General features: G+C 53.4%; 17 protein-coding genes. 9 read left to right on the top strand and 8 right to left on the bottom strand.

Annotated elements, in window-relative coordinates; genetic code table 11:
- Window positions 1–76: 76 nt before the first annotated feature.
- On the top strand, window positions 77–1,579 hold the full coding sequence (gene pdxR / locus ACTJIK_RS13095) for a MocR-like pyridoxine biosynthesis transcription factor PdxR (protein WP_440646806.1): 1,503 nt from the start codon (window positions 77–79) through the stop codon (window positions 1,577–1,579).
- Here pdxR and ACTJIK_RS13090 read toward each other — a convergent pair.
- The 6 genes from ACTJIK_RS13090 to ACTJIK_RS13065 all read right to left on the bottom strand — a co-directional run bounded on the left by ACTJIK_RS13090 (window position 1,551) and on the right by ACTJIK_RS13065 (window position 12,140).
- Window positions 1,551–2,078, bottom strand: a complete 528-nt coding sequence (locus ACTJIK_RS13090) for a GNAT family N-acetyltransferase (protein ID WP_440646805.1) — start codon at window positions 2,076–2,078, stop codon at window positions 1,551–1,553. The two genes, pdxR and ACTJIK_RS13090, sit on opposite strands and share 29 nt — an antisense overlap.
- A gap of 130 nt (window positions 2,079–2,208) precedes the next feature.
- On the bottom strand, window positions 2,209–3,633 hold the full coding sequence (locus ACTJIK_RS13085; RefSeq protein ID WP_440646804.1) for a Gfo/Idh/MocA family oxidoreductase: 1,425 nt from the start codon (window positions 3,631–3,633) through the stop codon (window positions 2,209–2,211).
- Between the two features lie 148 nt (window positions 3,634–3,781).
- Complete coding sequence (locus ACTJIK_RS13080; RefSeq protein ID WP_440646803.1) at window positions 3,782–5,305, bottom strand: DUF5689 domain-containing protein; 1,524 nt, start codon at window positions 5,303–5,305, stop codon at window positions 3,782–3,784.
- 54 nt (window positions 5,306–5,359) lie between these two features.
- Window positions 5,360–6,883 (bottom strand): SusD/RagB family nutrient-binding outer membrane lipoprotein, encoded by a 1,524-nt coding sequence (locus ACTJIK_RS13075; protein WP_440646802.1) that lies wholly within the window; start codon window positions 6,881–6,883, stop codon window positions 5,360–5,362.
- 11 nt (window positions 6,884–6,894) lie between these two features.
- A complete protein-coding gene (locus tag ACTJIK_RS13070; RefSeq protein ID WP_440646801.1) occupies window positions 6,895–10,152 on the bottom strand; it encodes a SusC/RagA family TonB-linked outer membrane protein in 3,258 nt (1,085 codons plus the stop codon).
- A gap of 635 nt (window positions 10,153–10,787) precedes the next feature.
- Complete coding sequence (locus ACTJIK_RS13065; protein WP_440646800.1) at window positions 10,788–12,140, bottom strand: glycoside hydrolase family 140 protein; 1,353 nt, start codon at window positions 12,138–12,140, stop codon at window positions 10,788–10,790.
- A gap of 108 nt (window positions 12,141–12,248) precedes the next feature.
- On the opposite strand from ACTJIK_RS13065, the gene ACTJIK_RS13060 reads away from it, so the two are divergent.
- The 3 genes from ACTJIK_RS13060 to ACTJIK_RS13050 all read left to right on the top strand — a co-directional run bounded on the left by ACTJIK_RS13060 (window position 12,249) and on the right by ACTJIK_RS13050 (window position 13,032).
- A complete protein-coding gene (locus tag ACTJIK_RS13060) occupies window positions 12,249–12,452 on the top strand; it encodes a hypothetical protein (RefSeq protein WP_440646799.1) in 204 nt (67 codons plus the stop codon).
- A gap of 128 nt (window positions 12,453–12,580) precedes the next feature.
- On the top strand, window positions 12,581–12,748 hold the full coding sequence (locus ACTJIK_RS13055) for a hypothetical protein (RefSeq protein WP_440646798.1): 168 nt from the start codon (window positions 12,581–12,583) through the stop codon (window positions 12,746–12,748).
- Window positions 12,730–13,032, top strand: a complete 303-nt coding sequence (locus ACTJIK_RS13050; RefSeq protein ID WP_440646797.1) for a polyhydroxyalkanoic acid system family protein — start codon at window positions 12,730–12,732, stop codon at window positions 13,030–13,032. The genes ACTJIK_RS13055 and ACTJIK_RS13050 overlap by 19 nt, the downstream gene beginning before the upstream one ends.
- On the opposite strand, the gene ACTJIK_RS13045 is transcribed toward ACTJIK_RS13050, so the two are convergent.
- On the bottom strand, window positions 13,029–13,892 hold the full coding sequence (locus ACTJIK_RS13045; protein ID WP_440646796.1) for a hypothetical protein: 864 nt from the start codon (window positions 13,890–13,892) through the stop codon (window positions 13,029–13,031). The genes ACTJIK_RS13050 and ACTJIK_RS13045 overlap by 4 nt on opposite strands.
- A gap of 170 nt (window positions 13,893–14,062) precedes the next feature.
- Here ACTJIK_RS13045 and ACTJIK_RS13040 point away from each other — a divergent pair, with 170 nt between their 5' ends.
- Window positions 14,063–15,076 (top strand): LacI family DNA-binding transcriptional regulator, encoded by a 1,014-nt coding sequence (locus ACTJIK_RS13040; RefSeq protein ID WP_440646795.1) that lies wholly within the window; start codon window positions 14,063–14,065, stop codon window positions 15,074–15,076.
- 307 nt (window positions 15,077–15,383) lie between these two features.
- Here the strand turns inward: ACTJIK_RS13040 and ACTJIK_RS13035 are convergent, their stop codons facing one another.
- Window positions 15,384–16,652 (bottom strand): DoxX family protein, encoded by a 1,269-nt coding sequence (locus tag ACTJIK_RS13035; protein ID WP_440646794.1) that lies wholly within the window; start codon window positions 16,650–16,652, stop codon window positions 15,384–15,386.
- A gap of 236 nt (window positions 16,653–16,888) precedes the next feature.
- On the opposite strand from ACTJIK_RS13035, the gene ACTJIK_RS13030 reads away from it, so the two are divergent.
- The 4 genes from ACTJIK_RS13030 to ACTJIK_RS13015 all read left to right on the top strand — a co-directional run bounded on the left by ACTJIK_RS13030 (window position 16,889) and on the right by ACTJIK_RS13015 (window position 20,685).
- Complete coding sequence (locus ACTJIK_RS13030; RefSeq protein ID WP_440646793.1) at window positions 16,889–17,776, top strand: oxidoreductase; 888 nt, start codon at window positions 16,889–16,891, stop codon at window positions 17,774–17,776.
- A gap of 74 nt (window positions 17,777–17,850) precedes the next feature.
- Complete coding sequence (locus tag ACTJIK_RS13025; RefSeq protein ID WP_440646792.1) at window positions 17,851–18,654, top strand: AraC family transcriptional regulator; 804 nt, start codon at window positions 17,851–17,853, stop codon at window positions 18,652–18,654.
- Between the two features lie 73 nt (window positions 18,655–18,727).
- Complete coding sequence (locus tag ACTJIK_RS13020) at window positions 18,728–19,027, top strand: antibiotic biosynthesis monooxygenase (RefSeq protein WP_440646791.1); 300 nt, start codon at window positions 18,728–18,730, stop codon at window positions 19,025–19,027.
- Window positions 19,028–19,089: 62 nt separating this feature from the next.
- A complete protein-coding gene (locus ACTJIK_RS13015) occupies window positions 19,090–20,685 on the top strand; it encodes a hypothetical protein (protein ID WP_440646790.1) in 1,596 nt (531 codons plus the stop codon).
- Window positions 20,686–20,687 lie beyond the last annotated feature (2 nt).

Below are 20,687 nucleotides of genomic sequence, written 5' to 3'. Positions count from 1 at the left end.
GTTGAAGATGCCGGCCCGCCACCGGTCATCTCCACCGGTACCGGGCCTGCATGGCCCGGTTCTAATATTCTCATCAATGCCGAAAGTATCGCACCAGATCAGTATTCCCGGCCTGGAACTGAACAGGGCCAGTAAAATTCCCGCATACAAGCAAGTGTACACCCTGCTGCGCACCGCTATTCTTGAACGCAGGCTGCAGCCGGGGCAAAGGCTCCCGTCCAGCAGGCTGCTGGCGGAAAGCATGGGGCTCAGCCGCAATATCATCCTGCTGGCGTATGAACAACTTTCGCTGGAAGGTTTTATCACCGGCGCTACGGGCAACGGGAGCTTTGTGGCGGGCACGCTGCCGGATACACGGCCGCGGCTGCCGAAGGAACAGGCGCCGCCTGAAGAAATTGCGCCACACAACGACGTCAGGTTCCAATATCCTGTGAGCGACCGCTTCATGCAAAGGGAAAGCGCACCGGCCAATGTAAAACCTTTCCAGAACCCCGAGCCCGCCATGGATCATTTTCCGTACCGCACCTGGGCCAAATGCGCTTACCGGATATTCAGGAACCTAGAATTTGAACCGCTGAATTACCATGATGCGAAAGGCTACCTGCCGCTACGCACAGCCATTGCGGACTACCTGCGCGTGAACCGCGCCATCCGCTGCGGGGCGGACCAGATCGTGATCACCACCGGCACGCAGCAGGCGCTCAACCTTGCCGCCGCCATGCTGCTGAAGCAGGGCGACCGCTTCTGGATAGAAGACCCCGGTTATGTGAATGCCCGCGCAGTGCTCGAGCATGCAGGCGGCAAAGCCTGTCCTGTGCCTTTGCATGCGGACGGATTTGATGTGGACCATGCGGTCAAAAAACATCCGAACGCTTCTCTCTGCTACATCACACCCTCCCACCAGTTCCCCGTGGGCGGCACATTGAGCATCACCAAACGGCTGAAGCTGCTGGAATGGGCTACCAGGAAAAAAATGTGGATCATCGAAGACGATTACGACAGCGAATTCCAGTACGGCTCCAACCCTGTGCCCGCGCTGCAGGGGCTGGATCCGCACAAGCGGGTGATCTATCTCGGCACTTTCAGCAAAGTGCTCTTCCCCGGCCTGCGCATAGGCTACATTATTTTGCCGGACAGGGAAATGGCGGATGCTTTCGGGTATGCGAAGGCTTTTGCGGACAGGCAGAACGGCATCACGGATCAACTGATATTGCATGAATTCATCCAGGGCGATCATTTCACGATCCATATCCGCAGGATGCGGCAATTGTATAAAAAACGGCAGGAAATATTACTGGAACTGATACAGCGGCTGGGAGAAGGATTGCTTCGTGTGGAAAAACAGTCCGGCGGCATGCACCTGCTGGCCTGGCTGCCGCATGAAATGAACGACCAGGAAGTAGCGGAAATGCTGCGGCTGCACGGGATATATGCGGTACCGTTATCCGGTTACACACTTAAGCACAAACAGCCGCCGGCACTGATCCTGGGCTACACGGCTTTTAATGAAAAATTGCTGGCGCAGGGCGTGCGCGCCATGGTGCAGCTTATCAGAGAGCAAGCCAGTCTGCTTTCCTGATCTCATAAATGAAGTTGGGCCGTACCGGTTCGCCATAATAAGCCACTTCAAACTCACCGGTCTTCACCGGGCCCAACTTTTCAATCGCTTTCTGCGAGCGGATATTGGTGGCCCCGATGTGAAACACCACTGTGTCCACATATTGAAAAGCATGTGCCAGCATCAGCGCTTTGGCGGCGGGATTGAAGCCTTTCCCCCAGTATTTCCGGCCCGCGAAAGTATACCCTATTGCAACGCTTTTTTTCTCCTTGTCCAGTTCATAATACCGCGAGCTACCCACTATTTCACCGGTGCTTTTGTCCAGCACCAGGTAGGCCCCGCGGGATGCGATTGCGCCTTCAAAAAAAACTTTGAACACTTCGCGTTCGTAACGGTTCCGGTTAGGATGCTGCTCCCATACCAGGGGGTCGGACGCCACAGCGTAAAGGCCCTCAAAATGAGCTTCTTCCAGGGGAATAAGCTTTACCAGTCCATTTTCCAGCACTGCCTGTAGATTCATGTCTGCCATGTTCCAAATCTACTGGTTTTGACCGTTTCGCAGAAAGCCATTTCCATCAATTCTGATAGTGCCATTAAAAAAAAGAGACAGCCGGTGCGGCTGTCTCTTTGCTGGTATCGTCTGCAACAAACTACACTTTGTAATACTGCTCCCATCCTTTCCGCGGGGGCGGGCCAATGAGGAGTTCGTTAGCGCGTTTGTTGTTCGTGATCACTTTTTTCTTGCGGTCGAATGCGAGTTTTTCACCGGTCCATTGCGCCAGTACGCCGAGGCAGAACACCTGGCTCAAGGGCCCTGCAATGGCGAACGGAGAGCGGGTCTGCTCTTCGCCTTTACAGGCTTTCAGGAAGTTGGCGAAGTGGTTGGACGGGCTCTTCGGCACTTGCGGCAGCCTGGAAGCCATTTCTTTTGCTTTCTCTTCAGGGATGATGGAAAGCGTGCTGGCATGCGAGCCGCCTTTGAAGGTCAGGTCTTTGCCGTAAATGATCTTGCCGGGGTTGAGCTTGGCCGGTTTGATGGCGCCGGTGCTCGGGGGCGGAATGTTCGGGTCCAGGCCGGAAACGCCGTAGCCCGCCGGGATCGGCGGCAGGTTGTCCAGGCCGTCGTACCATTTCACTTCCAGCGCGGGCATATTTTTGCGCTCGGGGAATTTGAAGCTGAGCGTGGTGCTCATCGGGTAAAAGAAATTATTATGCCCTTCGAGTTTCAGCGGGGCTACTTCGTAAGGCAGGCCCAGGTCCAGGAACTGGTGGGCAGTGTCCAGGATGTGCGCGCCCCAGTCGCCGAGCGCGCCCATACCGAAGTCGAACCAGCAGCGCCATTGGCCGTTCACAAAATCTTTATTATAAGTATGCCCCTGCGTGGCCATCTGCCAAACGTCCCAGTCCAGCGTGGAAGGAACAGACTCAGGCGCGGGGAAGGATGATATCTTCGGATCCCAGCCATGCCAGCGGCGCGGGGAGTTCATGTGCGCGTCTATGCGGGTCACATCTTTAATGATGCCTGCGTCCACCCATGTTTTGAACTGGAAGTAGTTGGCTTCGGAGTGGCCCTGGTTGCCCATCTGGGTCACCACTTTCGGGTACTTCTCCGCTGCTTTCATCATCAGTTCCACTTCGTTGAAAGTACGGGCCATCGGTTTTTCGCAATACACGTGCTTGCCGAGACCCATGGCCATCATGGTGATGGGGAAGTGAGAGAAATCGGGTACGCCTACTGTTACCGCGTCTATCTGGTTGCCCATTTTGTCGAACATCTGCCTGAAGTCCTGGAACCGCGGCACGTCGGGAAATTGTTTGAGGATGTTCTGGGTATGCGGAGCGCCCATGTCCACATCGCAGAATGCGACGAAATTGGCGAGGCCGGTTTTGGCGAAAGCTTCGGTGATCTCTCCGCCGCGGTTACCGATGCCGATGCAGGCCAGGTTCACCTTGTCGTTGGGCCCGATCCTGCGGGGACCGCGCTGCCCGGCCATCAGGATGCCCGGGGTGGCGGCCGCTGCGGAAGCCAGCATGGCTTTCTTCAGGAACGACCTTCTTGAGTATTCGTTGTTCATCTAAATGGAATTTTAAAATGAGGTTTCCAAAGTATAAAAAATAAAATTCCGGGGGAAACAATTTTACACCAGTGGCTGAGGAGCGGCGGGGATCAAAAAAAGGGTTACTCCAAAGCGGAGTAACCCTTGCTCTATAAAGCCGGCAAAATTATTCTGACAATTTGGTAGCAAGCTCGCCTTCCAGTTCCTCGATGGCGGTTTGTTTCGTCATCAGGAAATTATTCTGCGACCTGGCTTTCATCCACCGGCCCAGCCTCGCATTGTATTCGCCGCCAAGCATGTACCAGTAACCCAGATCCGCCGTGTTGTACGAAAGGAAGAGGATGTTGGAGCCGGCCATGTAATATGGCTGCTCCAGGAGGGTGAGGGGATTTACGATATCATACCAGTCTGTATTCGCGATCTTATACCCTCTTTGCGGCGGGCCTTCGGTCCAGAGGCTTCCGCCGTTGGAGATAAAGAGCACGTCCACCGGGCGGGAATCCACGGTGATATTGGTGCCTTCGAACACGGCCACACCGGATGCGTAACCGCTGTTGGCCATGAGGCCGCCGGTTTTGTTGCCGAAGCCGTCCCCATCCTGTTTCGTATAGTCGAAATACCTGATCCAGTTGGAGGAAGAGATATCCGTGGAGCTGCCGCCATTGATGCGCCTGGCTGCGCCGCCTACATAGAAGTAAGTGCCTTTGGCCGCGGTGCCGGAGGTCAGGTTGAATTTGAATGTACGCATGCCGCCGGTAGCCCAGCCTGCCGCGGGATAGCCGGTGGGTGTGGAATTGGTAGCATTGTTGGTGGTAACAACGGAGAAAGGCGTAACGGAAAAGTCGATGTCGCGGGTAGCCAGGAGCTGGAAATATTCATAGTTACCGTCGCCGCCTTTGATGTCCGTTGCCATGCCCGTGATGATAACCGGCGCGGTAGTGATCTCCGCGCTGAGCACCACCACATCATCCGGCGTGCGGAGATGGAATTGCGGAGCTACGGAATCTTCCCTTACCTGTTTGTTAAAGGGAATGCCATAGAAATTGGCCAGCACCGGCGCTGCCACATTCGCAACCTGGCTGGTTGTTTCCGTATGCAGGTTGATGTTGCCAAAGCCGTCGTTGAGCGTTTTGTCGCCGCCCAGCTTGTCTCCCTCCTGGGGCAGCGGGTCGAAGCCGCCTTTTACGATCGCCACCAGCGTGCTTTCATAGTTATCGGGGTTTTTCATCAGCCTGTCCACCGGTACGCGGTTCACGGCGATGGGCACATTGGAAGATACTTTCACGATGTCGTCGGCGGAAATGCCGGTCACCTGCAGTATGCCGTTCTCTTTTTTCAAAACAGCGCCTTCCACCTGTACGATAATGGAATCGCCGGGAACATAATTGCCGGCGGCGCTGCCAAGGGGAATGGAAATGCCGCGGAGGCCGATGCGGCGGGCATCCTGTATGCAAAGCAGGCCCGCGGGCATGTTGCCGCCGGAATGGTCTGATACCACTACGCCGGTAAGCCTGTCGGAGCCGAACATTTTTTCTTTCGTGAGCGTTACATCCTGGCCTTTGTACAGGTTCCGGAGGTCGTACATGGAAAAGTACGGGCTTATCCGGGCGCCGGGATAGTTATCATCCGCGCAACCCCACAGGCCGGCCAATGAGAGTAAAAGGAAAGAATATATGATTGAATTTTTCATTATACTTTTTTTAGTGCTTTACAACTATTCTTTGAGCATAAGTTCTTTACACGCTTAAGGTTTCTGCCACCATACCTGTGTGGAGATCGCATCAGGCCCCTGGGCCGCTACGGCCAGCTTGTAATTGGTGGGGTTGGTGGATTGCACGTATACGGGATAGGTCATCCTGGCGGGCATTACACCATTATTCCTCAGGCCGGCGCCTTTAGGCAGCACCGGGAGGCCTGTACGGCGGTATTCAAACCATTGCTGCATGTCCACTAAAAAAAGCGCATAATATTTTTGCAAATGTATCTGCTGCATTTTTTGTTCCGGCGTGGCTGCTTCAACCCACTGGATATCCGCGGCTGTGAGATAGTCGATCACAGGTACATCCCAGGCAGGCAGCCAGTACTTGATACCTGCCTCAACGCCGGCGTTGTATTCGGTTTCGGCGCTGCCGGTGGAGATATAACCTTTTACGATACATTCAGCCTTGATGAATTTTATTTCCGCATAGGGAAACATCAGGCCCGTCATCGGGTCGTTCATTAAAGTATTTGCGCTGCTGGTGGAATAGAAATATGACTTCTTGATCGGGTTCTCTCCCACCGCGTACCCGCTGGGAATACCCTGGTAACCGCCCTGGTAAGGAGCGATACGAAGCCTGTTCGCTCCACCGCTGCCCCAGGTCGGAATATCCAGGCGGGGATCGTTCCAGGCAACGAGATTATCAATAAAGAACTTCGCAATGCCGGGTGCGGTAAAATCCTGTGCACGTATGCTCATCAGCGGGGATACATAAGGACCTGCGCCTGTCCAGTCCAGTACGGCAGATTCAGTTACGTTCGCAATGAGAGGATAAGTGCTGGTCTTTGTTTCCAGTATCTCCTTGATCTTGGCCTGCGCATCGGCTCCTACATCTGCTTTATGCGCTACTCTCAGCAGCAGGCGGAGATACAGGGAGTTGCCGAACTTACGCCACAATGATGCAGTACCGTTATACACAGGATCCGCAGAGGTTTGGATAAGGTTGATGACGCCGGTGCTGCTGAGCGCGGCGTTTGCTTCTTCCAGTTTTTTGAAGATGTCCAGGTAAATATCTTTCTGCTTGTCAAACACCGGTTCATAAATACCTTCTTCCTTGGCCAGGTTCGACTGGAAGTAAGGCAGATCGCCGTAAGTGTCTGTAAGAACGGAATAGATCCACGACTGGCAGATGAGGGAGATGCCTTTGTAGGTCATGCTGTCCTTGTCATTACCGGCATACCGGTAAACGTCCTTGAAATTTGTCAGTTCTGAATACAGGCCGTTGTAGAGATAATCCGCCCAGTTGGAACGGAAGTCGTACCTGAACACTTTACCTTCGGCATCGCTCTGCTCCACGGTCACCTGCATCAGCTCGTTGTTGAAGTTGCGGTTGCGCAGCTGCAGATAGCCCATAGTGCCTACCAGCGCGGGCGGCAGCAATTGCTGCGGCAGGGCGGTTGGGCTCGCGTTCGGGTTGGTATTCGTTTCTTCAAAGTCTTTGGTGCAGGAGGTGGCGATCAGGCTGATCAGTGCCGCAACCATCGATAGTTTATATATGATTCGCTTCATGTTTATTCGAATTAAAATCCAACAACTAAGTTAAAGCCAATGGTACGGGTAGACGGGAACTGGCCTGTCTCAAAACCCTGTACGATATCCGTACCGGCAAGCGTACCGAATTCGGGATCGAACATCGGCCATTCTGACCAGATGAACAGGTTACGGCCATATACGCCTACGGTCGCTCTTTGCAGGCCCAGTCTTTTCAGCGTACGCGGGTTGAGGTTATAATCGAGGCGGGCTTCCCTGAACTTGATGAAGTCTGTGCTGAAAGTGCTGCCCTCGGCATTGTCTGTACCGTAGTGTGAACGGTAATATTCATCGATGTCTGTAGCGATCACGTCGTTGGGCCTGTACTTACCGTCCGAGCCCATTATTACGCCATTACCGATGATGCCGTTGTATCGGCCGGGGAGCGTTTTGGTCAGCTTACCCTGTTCTGCCATTTTGAAATGCATCAGGGAGTGTGCCACGGCGCCGTATTGTCCGTCGAACTGCAGGCTCAGGTGGAATTGTTTGTAGTAGAATTCATTGGTGAAACCCAGCTTCCATTTGGGAATGGTATTGCCGAGGTACTGCACCTCCTGGGAGATCAGCGCGAAGCCGGTTCTCGCATCGTAAACGATCTGGCCGTCCGGGGCGCGTACGTAGCCCCTTCCGTAAAGGTCGCCCATGCTACCGCCTACATTGGCAACGATCTGGCCGCCGCCTACAGGGCCTGTTCTCAGTACCACGGAGCTGTCCAGCAATTGTTCTACCCTGTTCCTGTTTGCGGAGAAAACGATATTGGTATTCCATTTAAAACTGCTGCGGGAAGAAACGGGCGTACCGTTCAGCGCCACTTCAATGCCGCGGTTGCTTACTTCGCCTGCGTTGATGAGGATCTGGCTGAAACCGGAAGCCCTGTCTACTATACGTTTAAGGTGCTGGTCTTTGGTGTTGCCCAGGTACAGCGCCACATCAAAACCAAAGCGGTTCTTGAACATTTTCGCCGCAGCGCCCACTTCGTAGGAATTGGTCCTGAGCGGTTTCAGGTCAGGGTTCGCCAGCAGGGAAGGATTCTCCAGGCCGCCATTGTAGAAAGGGCCGGCCGTTGCATAGTTATATGCGGTGAGGTAGGCGTCCGTTCCACCGCTACCCACGCTGGATGCGGAGAATCTCACTTTTGCGTAGTTTATGGATGCAGGCAGTTTAAATATTTCAGACAGCACCACGGCGGCGTTGGCGGAACCGTAGAAGAAACCGGCTTCATCGGAACGGAGCGGGGTGGCCAGCGTACTGGTATAGTCCTGGCGGCCGGTGAAGTCCACGAACAGGTAATCTTTATACGCTAATGCCAGCATTCCGTACCCGCTGTTGATGCTGTATTTGGATTTATAGGGCATGGTCGCCAGCGGGCCGGCGGCGTTCGCGAATGTATAAATTCCGGGCTGGGTGAGCGAATCGGCGCGTACTTCGTCCCTGTTGTAATTGTTCCTCAGGATGCTTCCGCCCAATGTGCCGGAGATCTCGAAGTCTGAGCCGATCTTCCTGCCATAACGCAGCAGGAAGTCTGTGCTGGATTCCATCCCGAAGATGTTCTGCGTGCGGTAGCTGCCTTTGGTGAGCTTGGAACCGGCGTCGTACGGGCGTTTCTGGGCACGTTGCTCGTAACCGAGGTCCACGGAAGTTCTTACCATCAGGCTCAGTTCTTTCGTAAAATTGTAGGTGGCAGACACGTTGCCGGTCACCGTATGACGGTTGGATTCGTTGAGGAATTCGTAAGCGATGGCGTACGGGTTTTCGGGGAACGAACTGAAGGGGAATTTGATCTTCCTGCCTTCATCGCCCGTCTGCCAGTAGTTGCGCAGCCAGTCCAGGTCTGCGTTCGGCTGCCAGAAAATGTACCAGTACATGATGGACTGGTTGCCGTAACCAGCGCCGGGAAGGTTATCGCTGGATTTATTGGTATAGTTCACTTTGGCGGTGATCTGCAGCTTGTCGTTCACTTTGGAGTTTACGGACAATGCCACGGTGTTACGGCCATAACCCGTATTGGGCGTGATCCAGCTGTTGCTCACATTGGTTATGGAGAAGCGGGCGGAGGTTTTATCCGTACCGCCGTCCACGCTAACGGAGTTGGTATAGGTTTCGCCGGGGCGGAAGTATTCATTCACTTTGTTCACATACGGTACCCAGGGCGTTCTTTCTTTGCCCGTGCCCTGCAATTTCGGATCGTACTGGAAGAAGCTCTGCCCATCGAAGCGGGGGCCGTAAGCGGAGCTGGTGCCGCTGGTGCTGCTGCCGTCTACCGTATTGCCGTAAGAATAGTATGCCATGCCGTCGAGGCCCTGGCCGTATTCGAATTGCAGGTCGGGCCAGCGGTTCACGTATTCGCGGCTGAGGTTGGAGTTGACGGTTACGCCAAGCCCTTTCCTTTTACTGCTGCCCGATTTGGTGGTAATGATCAATGCGCCGCCTGCGCCGCGCTGGCCGTATAATGCAGCAGCACCGGGACCTTTCAGTACGGTTATGGTCTCAATATCGTCGGGGTTGATGTCGTTCAGGCCGCTGCCATAGTCCGCCGGCATGTTGTCGCTGCCGGTGCCGTATACGCTTTCTCCGGCTACCGCTGTACGGGCTCCGCTGGAGTTGTTGATCACCACACCGTCTACCACTACCAGCGCTTCGGTAATACCGGTCAGGTTACTTTCGCCACGGAGCACGATCTTGTTGGAACCGGTGGGACCGCTGCCGGAGCGCACCAGGTTGAGGCCCGCCACTTTACCGGAAAGCGCGTCCGTCCAGTTGTTGGAGATCGCATCGGTGAGCTGCTCGTTCTTTACCACGGTGGCGGAATAACCCAGCGCCTTCTCGTCGCGTTTGATGCCGAGGGAGGTTACCACCACTTCGTCAAGACTTTTCGGATCGGGCAGCAGCTGCACGTCCAGGCGGCTGGTTTTGGTTACGGCAAATTCGCGGGGAAGGTAGCCGATAAAGGAAAATGCAAGTCTGTTGGAACCGGAAAGCGCCAGGGTATAAGAACCATCAGGGTTGGTCACGACGCCTTTGTTGCCGGATTTGGCTTTAATGTTCACTCCTATCAGCCCTTCTCCTTTTTCGTCCGTCACCCTGCCTGTTATCACAATACTGGAGTCTTCCTGGTAAATGGCCGGGGCGGTGTATTCCGTTGTTTTGGCTCCCGGATAAGAAGCGCCAGGATAGATGTCAGCCTTACCAAATGCAATGCTACTGGCAAACAATTGCAGGCCGGAGATAAGTAGGAAAAAATGTTTCATTCAACAAAATTTTGTAAGTAATTATAACCCCGTTATAACAGATAGAAAAGACCTATGTGGCTCGCTCAGCTTTAAAAAACGTTTTCAGATTTCAGTTCCTGTTCAAGGCGCAAAGGTATATGCCCCATTTTAAAGTTAATGTTAAGTGATTATTAAGTCCGGCCAACGCCGAAGGGATGCGTAAAAACGGATAATAGGAACAGGAATCCTGCTCCTGTGGCCTATTCGAGGCAAAGCGACGTATTACATTCATAACGTTACTGACTTTGGTCTGTTTACTTTAAAAGGAGCCGGTTTGCTGGTACAGAATTAAAGCGGCTGCGGCTGGCCGCAGTGCCAGGCTACATACGTGAAATTTTAAAACCTCCCCGGATCCCTTCCCCGGTAAATCCCGGAAATCCAGGCTAATGATGCATTATACCCGGTTTTCAGGCCGGATGTTCGTGGAACTCATCTTCATTGACTTCAATCGCGCTTAGGGACAATGCTAAAGTATAGAAAAAACGAAATTAAACAAAATTAAAATAAAGATAATTATTTAAAACACGATATGAAATATAACGAAATAACATGCTTTCATAAATGAAATAGTCATGATACAAAGAAAAAGAGGGGATCTAAAGATGGTGAAGGGGTTATAAAGCAACAGGACGGGCCGCATCCTGCAGCACCAGCACCCAATCGTGACCATAACCGGCCGAAGGGGGCGTAAACAGGCGGGAGCCTGTATTGGGTAAGCTGCCGGCGGGTTTATATCCGCCGTTCCTGGGATTATACCAGCCGGATTGCAATGTGGTGCCTGTTATCCGGCCGAGGTTCACGGTAAACGGCCTGCCCGCGCAGCTGTATATGTAAGCATAATCCCGGCCCCTGGCAGCCTGTATGCGCCCGGCCGCCGGAAGATCGTTTTCCCTGATCAGGTCCTGGTCCGGCACACGCTCTTCCACCGGGCCGGATTCTATCAACTTCCTGAGATGCGCCATCTGCCTCGCTCCCGGCAGGTCCATGGCCTGCCTCCAGTACATGTGCGGGCCATTCACCCCTTCCCTGCCCGGGGCGTAGAACTGCCAGATGCCGTGGCAGCCATAGGTGTGCCCGAAGGCGCCGGCAAACACGTCGAGATAAGCGAACATCCGCACATCATAAGCATTGGAGGTACCCAGGTCGGCCGCGTTGAAACAAACGGGATGATCTTCATATAAGGGCTCCCCGTCCAGCACCGGCTTTACCGGCCTGCGGTCATACAGGGTTCTGATCTTGTCGTATACCGGCGTATTCCTGCAATGCCCGTTCTGGAACATATTGAAGCTAAGCCATCCGTCTTCATGGAACCAATGCGCCGAGCCGGATGCATGTGGCTGGGGGTGGAAGGTCATTAACGGCCGCCGCTCAGGGCCCGCGCCTTCAATGATACCTGCCGCCATTTCACGCCAGATGGTAACGTGCGTATCGTTTTGCGGGTTGCGGTCTCCGCCCAGTATCCAGATGATATTTTTCCTGCCGCCATACCTGCTTCCCAGCCAGCGGCCATACAGGCGGGCATTCTGCGGATTGAACACTTCCGGGCCCTTGCCCCAGGTGGACTTCCAGACCTTGTCGCCCCAGGTGGGCAGCAACCCCATCACCAGGCCATAACGATCTGCCATGCTTATCAGCGTGTCCACATACCTGAAATAGGCCTCATTGGGTTTTGCCGGGTCGTCATTTATCAAAGGCAGATCGCCATTCGCATTGGGTGTATGCAACCCGTCCAGCTCCGCCAGGATCACCGCCTGTATCACGGTAAACCCCTGTTCTGCGCGGTGTTTCAGGTAATAACCGGCGTCGTCCCGGTTCAACCTGTGGAATAATTCCCATGCTGTATCTCCCAGCCAGAAAAACGGTTTGCCATCCCGCAACAGGAAACGGCCGTTGCCGCTCACCCGCAGCTGGGCATGGCCGGCAACCGCAACAATGCTGAGAACGAGGAGTAAAAGGAAACGCATCATACACGCAGATTGCAGTTAAAATACAAAAAAAGCCAACAGCATTACCCATGGCATAGTTTGTGAGCCCCTAACAGGAACAGAAAATTGCTCACCTAAATGATTTTAGTTATGGCAAGAAGAACCATAGGCAGCAGCGGTCTGGAACAGGGCGGGCCCAACCTGGGAAATGATTACAGCAGGAATATCACCCGCGAGGTGACCGCAGGCGATACACAGAAGATCGTGGTGCCTAAAAAGAAAAAAACTCCTGCCCGCAAAACCGCCACCGGGAAAGCTTCCGCGGGCAAAGCCGTAAAACGGACGGGGCGGTAACTCCGGCATAAACATCATACAACGAGGGCGCTCCCGCAGGGAGCGCTTTTTTTGCAACCGCATTTTTTTCAACGGCAATAGATATGGCACCGGCTTTGTTCCTCTTTTTTTATCTAAAACATATGGACATGAAACTGGCGAAAATCCTCGAAAGCGGCCTCACCGGCGCGGCCACGCTCACACTCCTGCAGGAAACGATAGACCACCTGGATCCTGATGGGCAGGAAAAACGGTACAATATTTTAGCAAAAAGAAAAAGAAGTAATATCTTCAGCCCATGTCTAAACTCACGGTGAATATACCTCACAGCCTCTCCAAGGATGAGGCGCAGCAACGGATACAGCAACTGCTGACCAACCTGAAGGAACAGCAGGCGGACAAGATATCGGATGTAAAAGAAACCTGGGAAGGAGACAATGCCTCCTTCAGTTTTTCCATTAAAGGATTCGACATATCCGGCGGCATCCAGGTGAAACCTGAGAGCGTGGATATTGAGGGCGACCTCCCTTTCGCGCTTTCCTTCTTTAAAGGTATGATCGCAGACCTGATCACTACCAAGGCCAAAGAACTCCTGGCCTAAGGCCGTGCGCGGACGTACTCGAACCGGATCGTGGTCTCGGTGTATTCTTTCGTGTAAGTCCTTACGATCAGCCCGTTTTCGTCGTAGGTGATATCGCCGCGGTAGCCGGCACTCTTGGGGTCCTGGCCTTTATAGATCCAGTTGTTGCGGTCCGGCAGGGGAAACGGCTCCCCTGTTACGGGAAGGCTGAAAATGAGATGGCCCTGCGGCAGGTTCCAGGTAAGCTCGATATTCTTCTTATTGTCATACTCGGCATACCCGACAGGATGGTCCACCTCCCCCGGGCTGAACCAGTAGGCTGAATTACCGTTGCGGTATACGTAGTGGATGGTATCCGTCTTTTGGGTGAACCAGCCTTTGTGAATGCGCAGGCACAGTGTATCGCCATACACGTATTCGTTTTCCGTCAGCTGGAAAGTATCCACCTGCATAGGGTTCGGGTTGAAGTACGAATTGTGGCGGTGGATCCTCCTTTCGTTGCCCCGGTAAAAGAACTCATCCTTTTCGATGATCTTGTTGTAATGCACGTCGAACTTCTCGAAGCGCACCACACGGCGCTGGCTGTCGTAGTACAGCGTGTCCCGCTGGTCCAGCTGAATGTTGTTCGTGTCGTTGGAAGTGAAGTTGTTCGAATACCTTCTCCGGCTTACGGGTTTGTTCTGATCGTTGTACGTCCATTCATCTATGTACTTTGTGTAGGTGGGTATCTGTCCTTCTTCACCCGGGTCGAAAATATCCACTTGTGTGGCGCGCTTCATCAGGAAATCGGATTTTTCCGCGGGAGGGAAAGGCGGCTGGGGATCTTTGATGCACCCGGCAAGCAGCACCGGGATGGCGGCGAGGTAAAGCAGTGTTTTCATAAAGGAGGGTCAGGGGTGGTTAATGTCCTTACCCTGAATATAATGGTTATCCGCACGCCTGGGTATTACTGGAAATAGTAGTTTTTTATACAAATCGAAGTCATAACACCCTTTTGCCCTGGCAAAATAATATTGCTGTTGGCTGTATTTTCACTATCTTTTAGTCCGATATGAAAAGTAGTGTTGTCACTATCAAGGATATAGCTGAAAAACTTAAAGTGTCGCCCTCTACCGTATCCCGTGCATTAGGCAATCACCCGCGCATTGGCCTTAAAATGCGGATGCAGGTGCAGGCGCTCGCCCGTGAAATGGGTTACGAGCCCAATTCACAGGCCATTTCATTTAAGCAGAAACGGACCTCCATCATCGGCGTCATTCTTCCTTTCATACGGGAAGATTTTTTCTCTTCCGCCATCAGCGCCATCGAAATGGCCGCCATCGCGCAGGATTACACCATTCTCTTCGGCCAAAGCCTGGACGATCCTGAACAGGAAAAAAAGATCGTGGCCGCCATGAAAAAGCAGCGGGTGGACGGGCTGATCATTTCCCTCAGCAAATACACCGTGAATTACGATCACCTGCGCTCGCTCCATAAATATGGCATACCGGTCGTGTATTTCGACAGGGTGCCGCCGTTCAAGGACGCGCACAAAGTGTTCTGCAATATGCACCGCGGCACGGTGCAGATGGTGAACTGGCTGCTGGCCGCCAAGCACAGGCGCATAGCGCTTATCAACGGGCCTGACAGCCTGCCTGCCAGTAAGGAAAGACTGACTGGTTACATGGAGGCGCATTCCAAAAAACAGATCAAAGTGGATATGCAGCTGGTGGAAACAACGGATCTTTCCACGGAACAAACTTCCGGGGCCATGGAAAGGCTGCTCAAGCTGAAAAAGCCGCCCACGGCCATTATCAGCTTCAACGATTATGTGCACATGGACGCTGCGCGTTATGCTTTGCAGCATGGCGTGAAAGTGAATGAAGACATTATTTTCGCGAGTTACGCCAATCTCCCGGTAACAAGCTATATCGCCTTCCCTCCCGCCGCTTCGCTGGAACAATTTCCGTTCAGGCAGGGTGAAAAGGCCATGGAACTGATCATCCGCGCTATGCACGAAGAGCAGTCCGATGACTTTTACACAGAAGAGATCCTCCCTGAACTGGTGTTCAGTATAAATAAATAATGGCTGGCGTCAGGGAGCAGGATAGTTAGAAAGAATCAATAAAGAGTAGCAAATAACAATTCCGCAGTGATCTTTGTCACCGCATAGCTTATTTTTTAAAGAGTAGCAAATAACAGGTAACGCAGTGGCAGCGCGCCACTACCGGCTTATCGCGTACAGGTGAAATAATTTTTCCGACAGTTTTTTTTCGCTTACAGTTGTGCTAGTCTACTATATTATCAAGGATATTGCTGGTTGACAATTCAAATATAAGGCAGGAATCGATCCAAAAAATGCGCAATCGTTTGTGCAAATTGTGCACCGTGCTTTACCGGTTGTACGGGTATTCGTTCACCCACCTGAAACCGCGGCTCAGCAGCCTGAAGGAACGATGATCGAATTTCCTGAGGCGGTACATCACGGAATCGTTGTCCAGCACGCCCGTCAGCGTAAGGTAGGCGGAATCCGCGGTGTAATGCAGCACGGATTTGCGGGAGGTATCGGTGCGGCTAAATACGGTGGCGGTTTTCAGGGTAGTGTCCACTATAAAATTAAGCGGTTTCAGGGAGTCGTTCATCAGCTTAAGATGCGCGCTTTTCTCGTATTGTATGATGAGCTGCCGCCAGCGCGTGGTATCTGTCGTCAGCGGAGGAATGGTGTCGTGATTACGCACCAGCAGCTCTGTGTTGTAGATACCGAACAGCGGCGGTTTTGCGCGGCCGTCGCCATACCGCTTCGTTCCGTTTACACTGCTTTCCACCTGGGAATATAAAATGAAAATGATAAACAGGGATTTCAGCACAACGGCGGAAATACGCAACCAGCGTTTGGACAGGTAGTTGCGGTATATTTTCGGCTGCACCGGTTTGTTCAGCACGAACAGGTTCGCCAGGCGTTTTACATCGGGCGCCATCAGAAAAAGGGAAACGAGCAGCAGGAAAGAAGAAAAGAGCTTCACCGGCACATCGAAACAAAAATTGATGGCAACGATATTGGCCGCAACGATAGCGGAAAGAACAGCGCCCAGCAAAGTGGTGCGGCGGAACAGGAGGAACAGCCCCGCTATCACTTCCGCCCATCCCGTGAACGCGCTGAATGCCTTTGAATAACCTATGTACGACCAGGCCAGGCCCATCGGGCTTTTATCGCCGAAAGGCTGCACCAGCTGCGAGAGATAAGGGGAAGGCATCTGCAAATGGAAAACTTTGGCGAAGCCGTAAATGAACATCATGTACGCCACGTAATAACGCAGCCACACCCGCAGCCAGTGATGCGCGGTTTCATAGTTCCTGCGGCGGCGGTCCGCCAGCGACCACACCAATGCCCCCAGTACGGCAAGCGCCAGCATAGTGCCCATTTTCACATAATCGAAGGTGGTATCGCCGCTGCCGTTGGTAAAAATGGTGATAGGGTCCGGCAGATGCAGGATGTGCGCGCCTACCCAGGGAATGAACAGCCGCCATACCCCTTCATATACCTCGCCGGCATATGGTACAAAGGTGAGAGGGAACGGGAAAATATACAGCGCAAAAAAAACGAAAAAGAAACGGAACGCGAGCTTCTGTCCGGCGCTCCAAGGGCGGGAAGGTAACGACATAGGGTGTTGATTAGGTTTTTTGTTGTAGCGTTGGTTGAATATATAGCAAATCGCCCTGAATGCATAACAGTCCGCCTGAAATTATTATGAACGGAAATACCGGGAAACCGCCCATCCACCTAAAACCAGCCACCACAGCAACTTACAGGCCTGAGCCTTTCAACAAAACAAATTGAGCTTTTGAACAAAATGGCGGGTTGGAATACGGCCTTACTTTGCAGTAAATAATTCAAACAATGACACAGATCTGGTTTATTACAGGCAGTTCACGCGGGCTGGGGCGCAGCCTCACCGCCGCCGTGCTGGCAGCAGGCCACAAAGTGGCCGCCACCGCCAGGAATCCCGAACAATTAAAAGACCTCGAAACGCAGTACCCCGGCCAGGTGCTTCCCCTCCGCCTGGACGTGACCGACCACCGGCAGGTGCATCGCGCCGTGGCCGACGCCGTGGCGCATTTCGGGAAAATAGATGTGGTCGTGAATAACGCCGGCTTCGGCATTACCGGCGCAACCGAGGGGTATACGGACGAGCAGGTGCGCAGCCAGCTGGAAACGAACCTCTACGCCCCTATCGAAGTAACCCGCGCCGTATTGCCCTACCTGCGTAAACAAGGCCATGGCCGCATCCTCCAGATCAGCTCCATCGGCGGGCGCCTGGGCAATGCCGGCCTCAGCATCTACCAGGCAGCCAAGTTCGGGCTGGGCGGGTTCACCGAAGCGCTGAATAAAGAAGTGGCGCCCCTGGGCATCCGGGTTACCAGCGTGGAGCCGGGCGGGTTCCGGACCGACTGGGCGGGCAACTCCATGAGCTTTGCCCCGAAAGTGGAAGGTTATGAAAATACTATCGGCGTGATCGAGGATATTTTATCCAACGGCAGGTTCATTCCCATGGGCGACCCCGCCAAAGCCGCCCAGGTGCTTATCAACCTGGCCGTACATCCCAATCCCCCGGTGCACCTGGTGCTGGGCAGCGAAGCCGTGGCCCTGCTGGAACAGGCCAACGCCGCCCGCGACGCCGAACTGGCCGAATGGAAACCCGTCAGCATCTCCACCGATGCGGACGATGCCGGCAACTTCTTCGAATCCGATGTTTCCAAGCTGATCGCGGAAGCCAAAGGAATTTAATCCCGTTTCATCAGAACAGCATTGTTGCATAGATTTGTACAGCAATGCTGTTCTGTATTTAAACCGACGATTGTATGGAAAATAACCTGATGCCGAGTATTTTATATTCCTGCTATTCCCACATGAGCCGTGAAGGGGAACAATTTGTGCCGGACAATATTTTCAGTTATGTGCTGTCCGGCAGCATCGAGATATATACCGGCGGCAGGCATTATGAATTCAAAGAAGGCGAGTACCGCCTTTACAGGAAGAACCAGCTGGCCAGGTTCGTAAAACGTCCGCCGGCGAACGGCGAATACAGGGCCGTGAGCGTGCTGCTGGACAAAGAAACCCTTCAAAGCATCAGCAACGAACAAAACCTGCATCCCCCCAAACCCTATACCGGCGAGAATATCGTCAGCCTGCAGCCGAACAGGCTCTTCAGCAATTACATCAATTCACTCAAACCTTACATGGATATGGAGCAGGACCTGAACCCCGCGCTTACCAACATCAAAGTAAGAGAAGCGGTGATGATACTGCTGGAAACCAATCCCTCCCTCCGGGACCTGCTATTTGATTTCAGCGAGCCCGGCAAGGTGGACCTGGAGGCTTATATGAACGAACATTACCGTTTTAACGTGGACCTTCCCCGCTTCGCCTATCTCACCGGCAGAAGCCTCGCCACTTTCAAGCGCGATTTCGAGAAGATCTACCATACTTCCCCCAGCCGCTGGCTGCAGCAAAAGCGCCTGAACGACGCTTATTACCTGCTGAAGGAAAAGGGCTGGAAAAGCTCCGATGTATACCTGGAAGTGGGTTTCAAAGACCTCTCGCATTTTTCTTTTGCCTTCAAAAAAGCCTTTGGGATGGCGCCTTCCGCAGTGGCGGCCCAATAATTTTTGCGGGGGCTGTCACGCCGTGGAATTGTTTTGTGTCTTATTGAAGAACATTCACGAAAAACACGAAACAATGATCACTGTAAAAGTAACCTACACCGTACAGGCCGAATTCGCCCAGGCCAATATTGCCAATGTGAACACCTTCATGCGGGCGCTGCGGGCCCTGAACAACCCCGCCATCCGTTATGTTTCCTATCTCGGGGAAGACGGCAAAACCTTCACCCACATTGCACAATACGACAACGCCGCCGCGCAGCAGCAGCTGCTGGCCCTGCCCGCCTTCCTTGAATTCCAGCGCAGGCGCGATGCCAGCAGGCTGGAGAAGCCACAGCAGGTGGAGGTAATGCAGCTTGTAGCGGCAAACTGGTAGTTTAGGCAGTTTGCATATTTTTTCGGAAATTCAGGGAGTAATTAACCCCGAAATCCATTCTCATGGGCAAGCCCGTTCATACACCCGACCCCGCCGGCAGCGCTCCCAAGTCGAGGCCCTTCTTTGGCCCCACCAGCGTGCCTGATCCTTTTTTCCGGCCCACGCCTGTTGCGCCCGGTACCGTCCAGAAACAGGATGAAGACAAAAAAGCGGCGGACCCGCAAAAGCCCGCGCCCGGCACTGAACCCAAAAAGGAAGAACCGAAGAAAGAAGCCGCGCCGGAGAAACCGAATGTATTCTACAGCATTTTCGACGATGTGCTTTTCCAGTTCCCCAAACGCTGGAAAGATTCATATGCCCGCTCCAAACAATATGGCACCAGCATCGTGTTCGATCCCACTTTCGGGCAGGAGCTGCTCTCTAACGAGATCATGGCGTTGTGGAATATTTTTTATGCCCTGCAGATGAAAGAAATGTCGAAGTACGGCGGCAAGATCGATTTTTCAAAGGGGCTTGAAATGGCGGAACAATTATCCGGCACTTCAGGCACTTATATCAGTCTTGCTTCCCTCGTGCTGCATAAGGATATGAAAAAATACCTGTCGGAGCAGCTGCCGGAATATGCGAAAGACAACCTCGGCACCTTCCTCATCACCGGCGCGTTGTTGCAGGGCGGCATGGTAGGCCTGAACGCGCTCATGGGCAGCGAGCTCGATTTCGCCTCCCTGCTTGGCCCGGCCAGCGCCAAGTTCACCGAACAACCTTACGGCTTCAAGCGCCCGTTTATGCTGAACAATATCCCGGACAAACGCTGGAAATCCCCTTTCCTCGATGCGCCGGAGAAATTCGAATTAAAATATTCAGGCACCGACGAAGAAGCGGAAGAAAAAAAATGGAGCCTGGGGCTTGGGTTCAACCTGGCGTCTGCACTGGACAAATATCCAAAAGACGAAAAGGAAAAACCCAAATACAAAGGTTTCGAGTTCTTCCCTTATTTCTCTTATTCCCACAAAGAGCCTGTGGAAGGCAAGCCTGCGCCGGAAGAAAAACACAAGTTCATGGGCGGCCTGTACACCGGCGCGGCAGGGTATTACGGCCTGCTGGAAGGCGGCGCCCGCTTCGGCGATTCATCCGCGCTGGAAGCTTACGGCAGGGCCGGATTTATGATGAAGAACTTCGGCCCGCTCAGCCTCATGCAGCTCACCGGCGAGCTGGATTACCGGCCGGATGCTCCCGAGTCCTACCGGGGCCGCATCAACGCTGCCACACAGTTCAACCTGGTGGACAGCGACAAATGGAAATTCTCCCTCGGCGCCGGCGGAGGCGGCCTGCTGCCAGCCGGCGATCAGCCAGGCGCATTCGATTTCAGAAGCAACCTCGCCCTCTCGCGTAAATTTAACGTGCCCGACTTCCCGGTACCACTCAGCACCGGCCTGGACGCCACTTTCAACTACGGCAAGCAGGATCCCTTCAACGCCAATTCCCCCGATATGTACGGCGTACTTACGCGCCTCACCTTTTTCGATATCGTGAAATTCGGCCTGGAATATTATAAAATAGACCAGAAAGTGGAAGGCCTCCCGGACCGCGACCTCCGTGGCATGCTCAGTTTCGACTTCGCGCCCGTGTTCATGAAGAAGCTGCAGAAAGACAAATAAAT

It is taken from the genome of Chitinophaga sp. 22620 (assembly GCF_052044405.1).
GTDB lineage: Bacteria > Bacteroidota > Bacteroidia > Chitinophagales > Chitinophagaceae > Chitinophaga.
This window is presented reverse-complemented; position numbering and strand designations above follow the sequence as displayed.

Coding starts and splice junctions, on each gene's coding strand:
- ACTJIK_RS13090 (WP_440646805.1), bottom strand. CDS start 2,078: ATGAATCTACAGGCAGTGCTGGAAAATGGACTGGTAAAGCTTATTCCC.
- ACTJIK_RS13085 (WP_440646804.1), bottom strand. CDS start 3,633: ATGAACAACGAATACTCAAGAAGGTCGTTCCTGAAGAAAGCCATGCTG.
- ACTJIK_RS13075 (WP_440646802.1), bottom strand. CDS start 6,883: ATGAAGCGAATCATATATAAACTATCGATGGTTGCGGCACTGATCAGC.
- pdxR (WP_440646806.1), top strand. CDS start 77: ATGCCGAAAGTATCGCACCAGATCAGTATTCCCGGCCTGGAACTGAAC.
- ACTJIK_RS13070 (WP_440646801.1), bottom strand. CDS start 10,152: ATGAAACATTTTTTCCTACTTATCTCCGGCCTGCAATTGTTTGCCAGT.
- ACTJIK_RS13025 (WP_440646792.1), top strand. CDS start 17,851: ATGGAAAATAACCTGATGCCGAGTATTTTATATTCCTGCTATTCCCAC.
- ACTJIK_RS13020 (WP_440646791.1), top strand. CDS start 18,728: ATGATCACTGTAAAAGTAACCTACACCGTACAGGCCGAATTCGCCCAG.
- ACTJIK_RS13015 (WP_440646790.1), top strand. CDS start 19,090: ATGGGCAAGCCCGTTCATACACCCGACCCCGCCGGCAGCGCTCCCAAG.
- ACTJIK_RS13030 (WP_440646793.1), top strand. CDS start 16,889: ATGACACAGATCTGGTTTATTACAGGCAGTTCACGCGGGCTGGGGCGC.
- ACTJIK_RS13065 (WP_440646800.1), bottom strand. CDS start 12,140: ATGATGCGTTTCCTTTTACTCCTCGTTCTCAGCATTGTTGCGGTTGCC.
- ACTJIK_RS13050 (WP_440646797.1), top strand. CDS start 12,730: ATGTCTAAACTCACGGTGAATATACCTCACAGCCTCTCCAAGGATGAG.
- ACTJIK_RS13035 (WP_440646794.1), bottom strand. CDS start 16,652: ATGTCGTTACCTTCCCGCCCTTGGAGCGCCGGACAGAAGCTCGCGTTC.
- ACTJIK_RS13045 (WP_440646796.1), bottom strand. CDS start 13,892: ATGAAAACACTGCTTTACCTCGCCGCCATCCCGGTGCTGCTTGCCGGG.
- ACTJIK_RS13055 (WP_440646798.1), top strand. CDS start 12,581: ATGAAACTGGCGAAAATCCTCGAAAGCGGCCTCACCGGCGCGGCCACG.
- ACTJIK_RS13080 (WP_440646803.1), bottom strand. CDS start 5,305: ATGAAAAATTCAATCATATATTCTTTCCTTTTACTCTCATTGGCCGGC.
- ACTJIK_RS13060 (WP_440646799.1), top strand. CDS start 12,249: ATGGCAAGAAGAACCATAGGCAGCAGCGGTCTGGAACAGGGCGGGCCC.
- ACTJIK_RS13040 (WP_440646795.1), top strand. CDS start 14,063: ATGAAAAGTAGTGTTGTCACTATCAAGGATATAGCTGAAAAACTTAAA.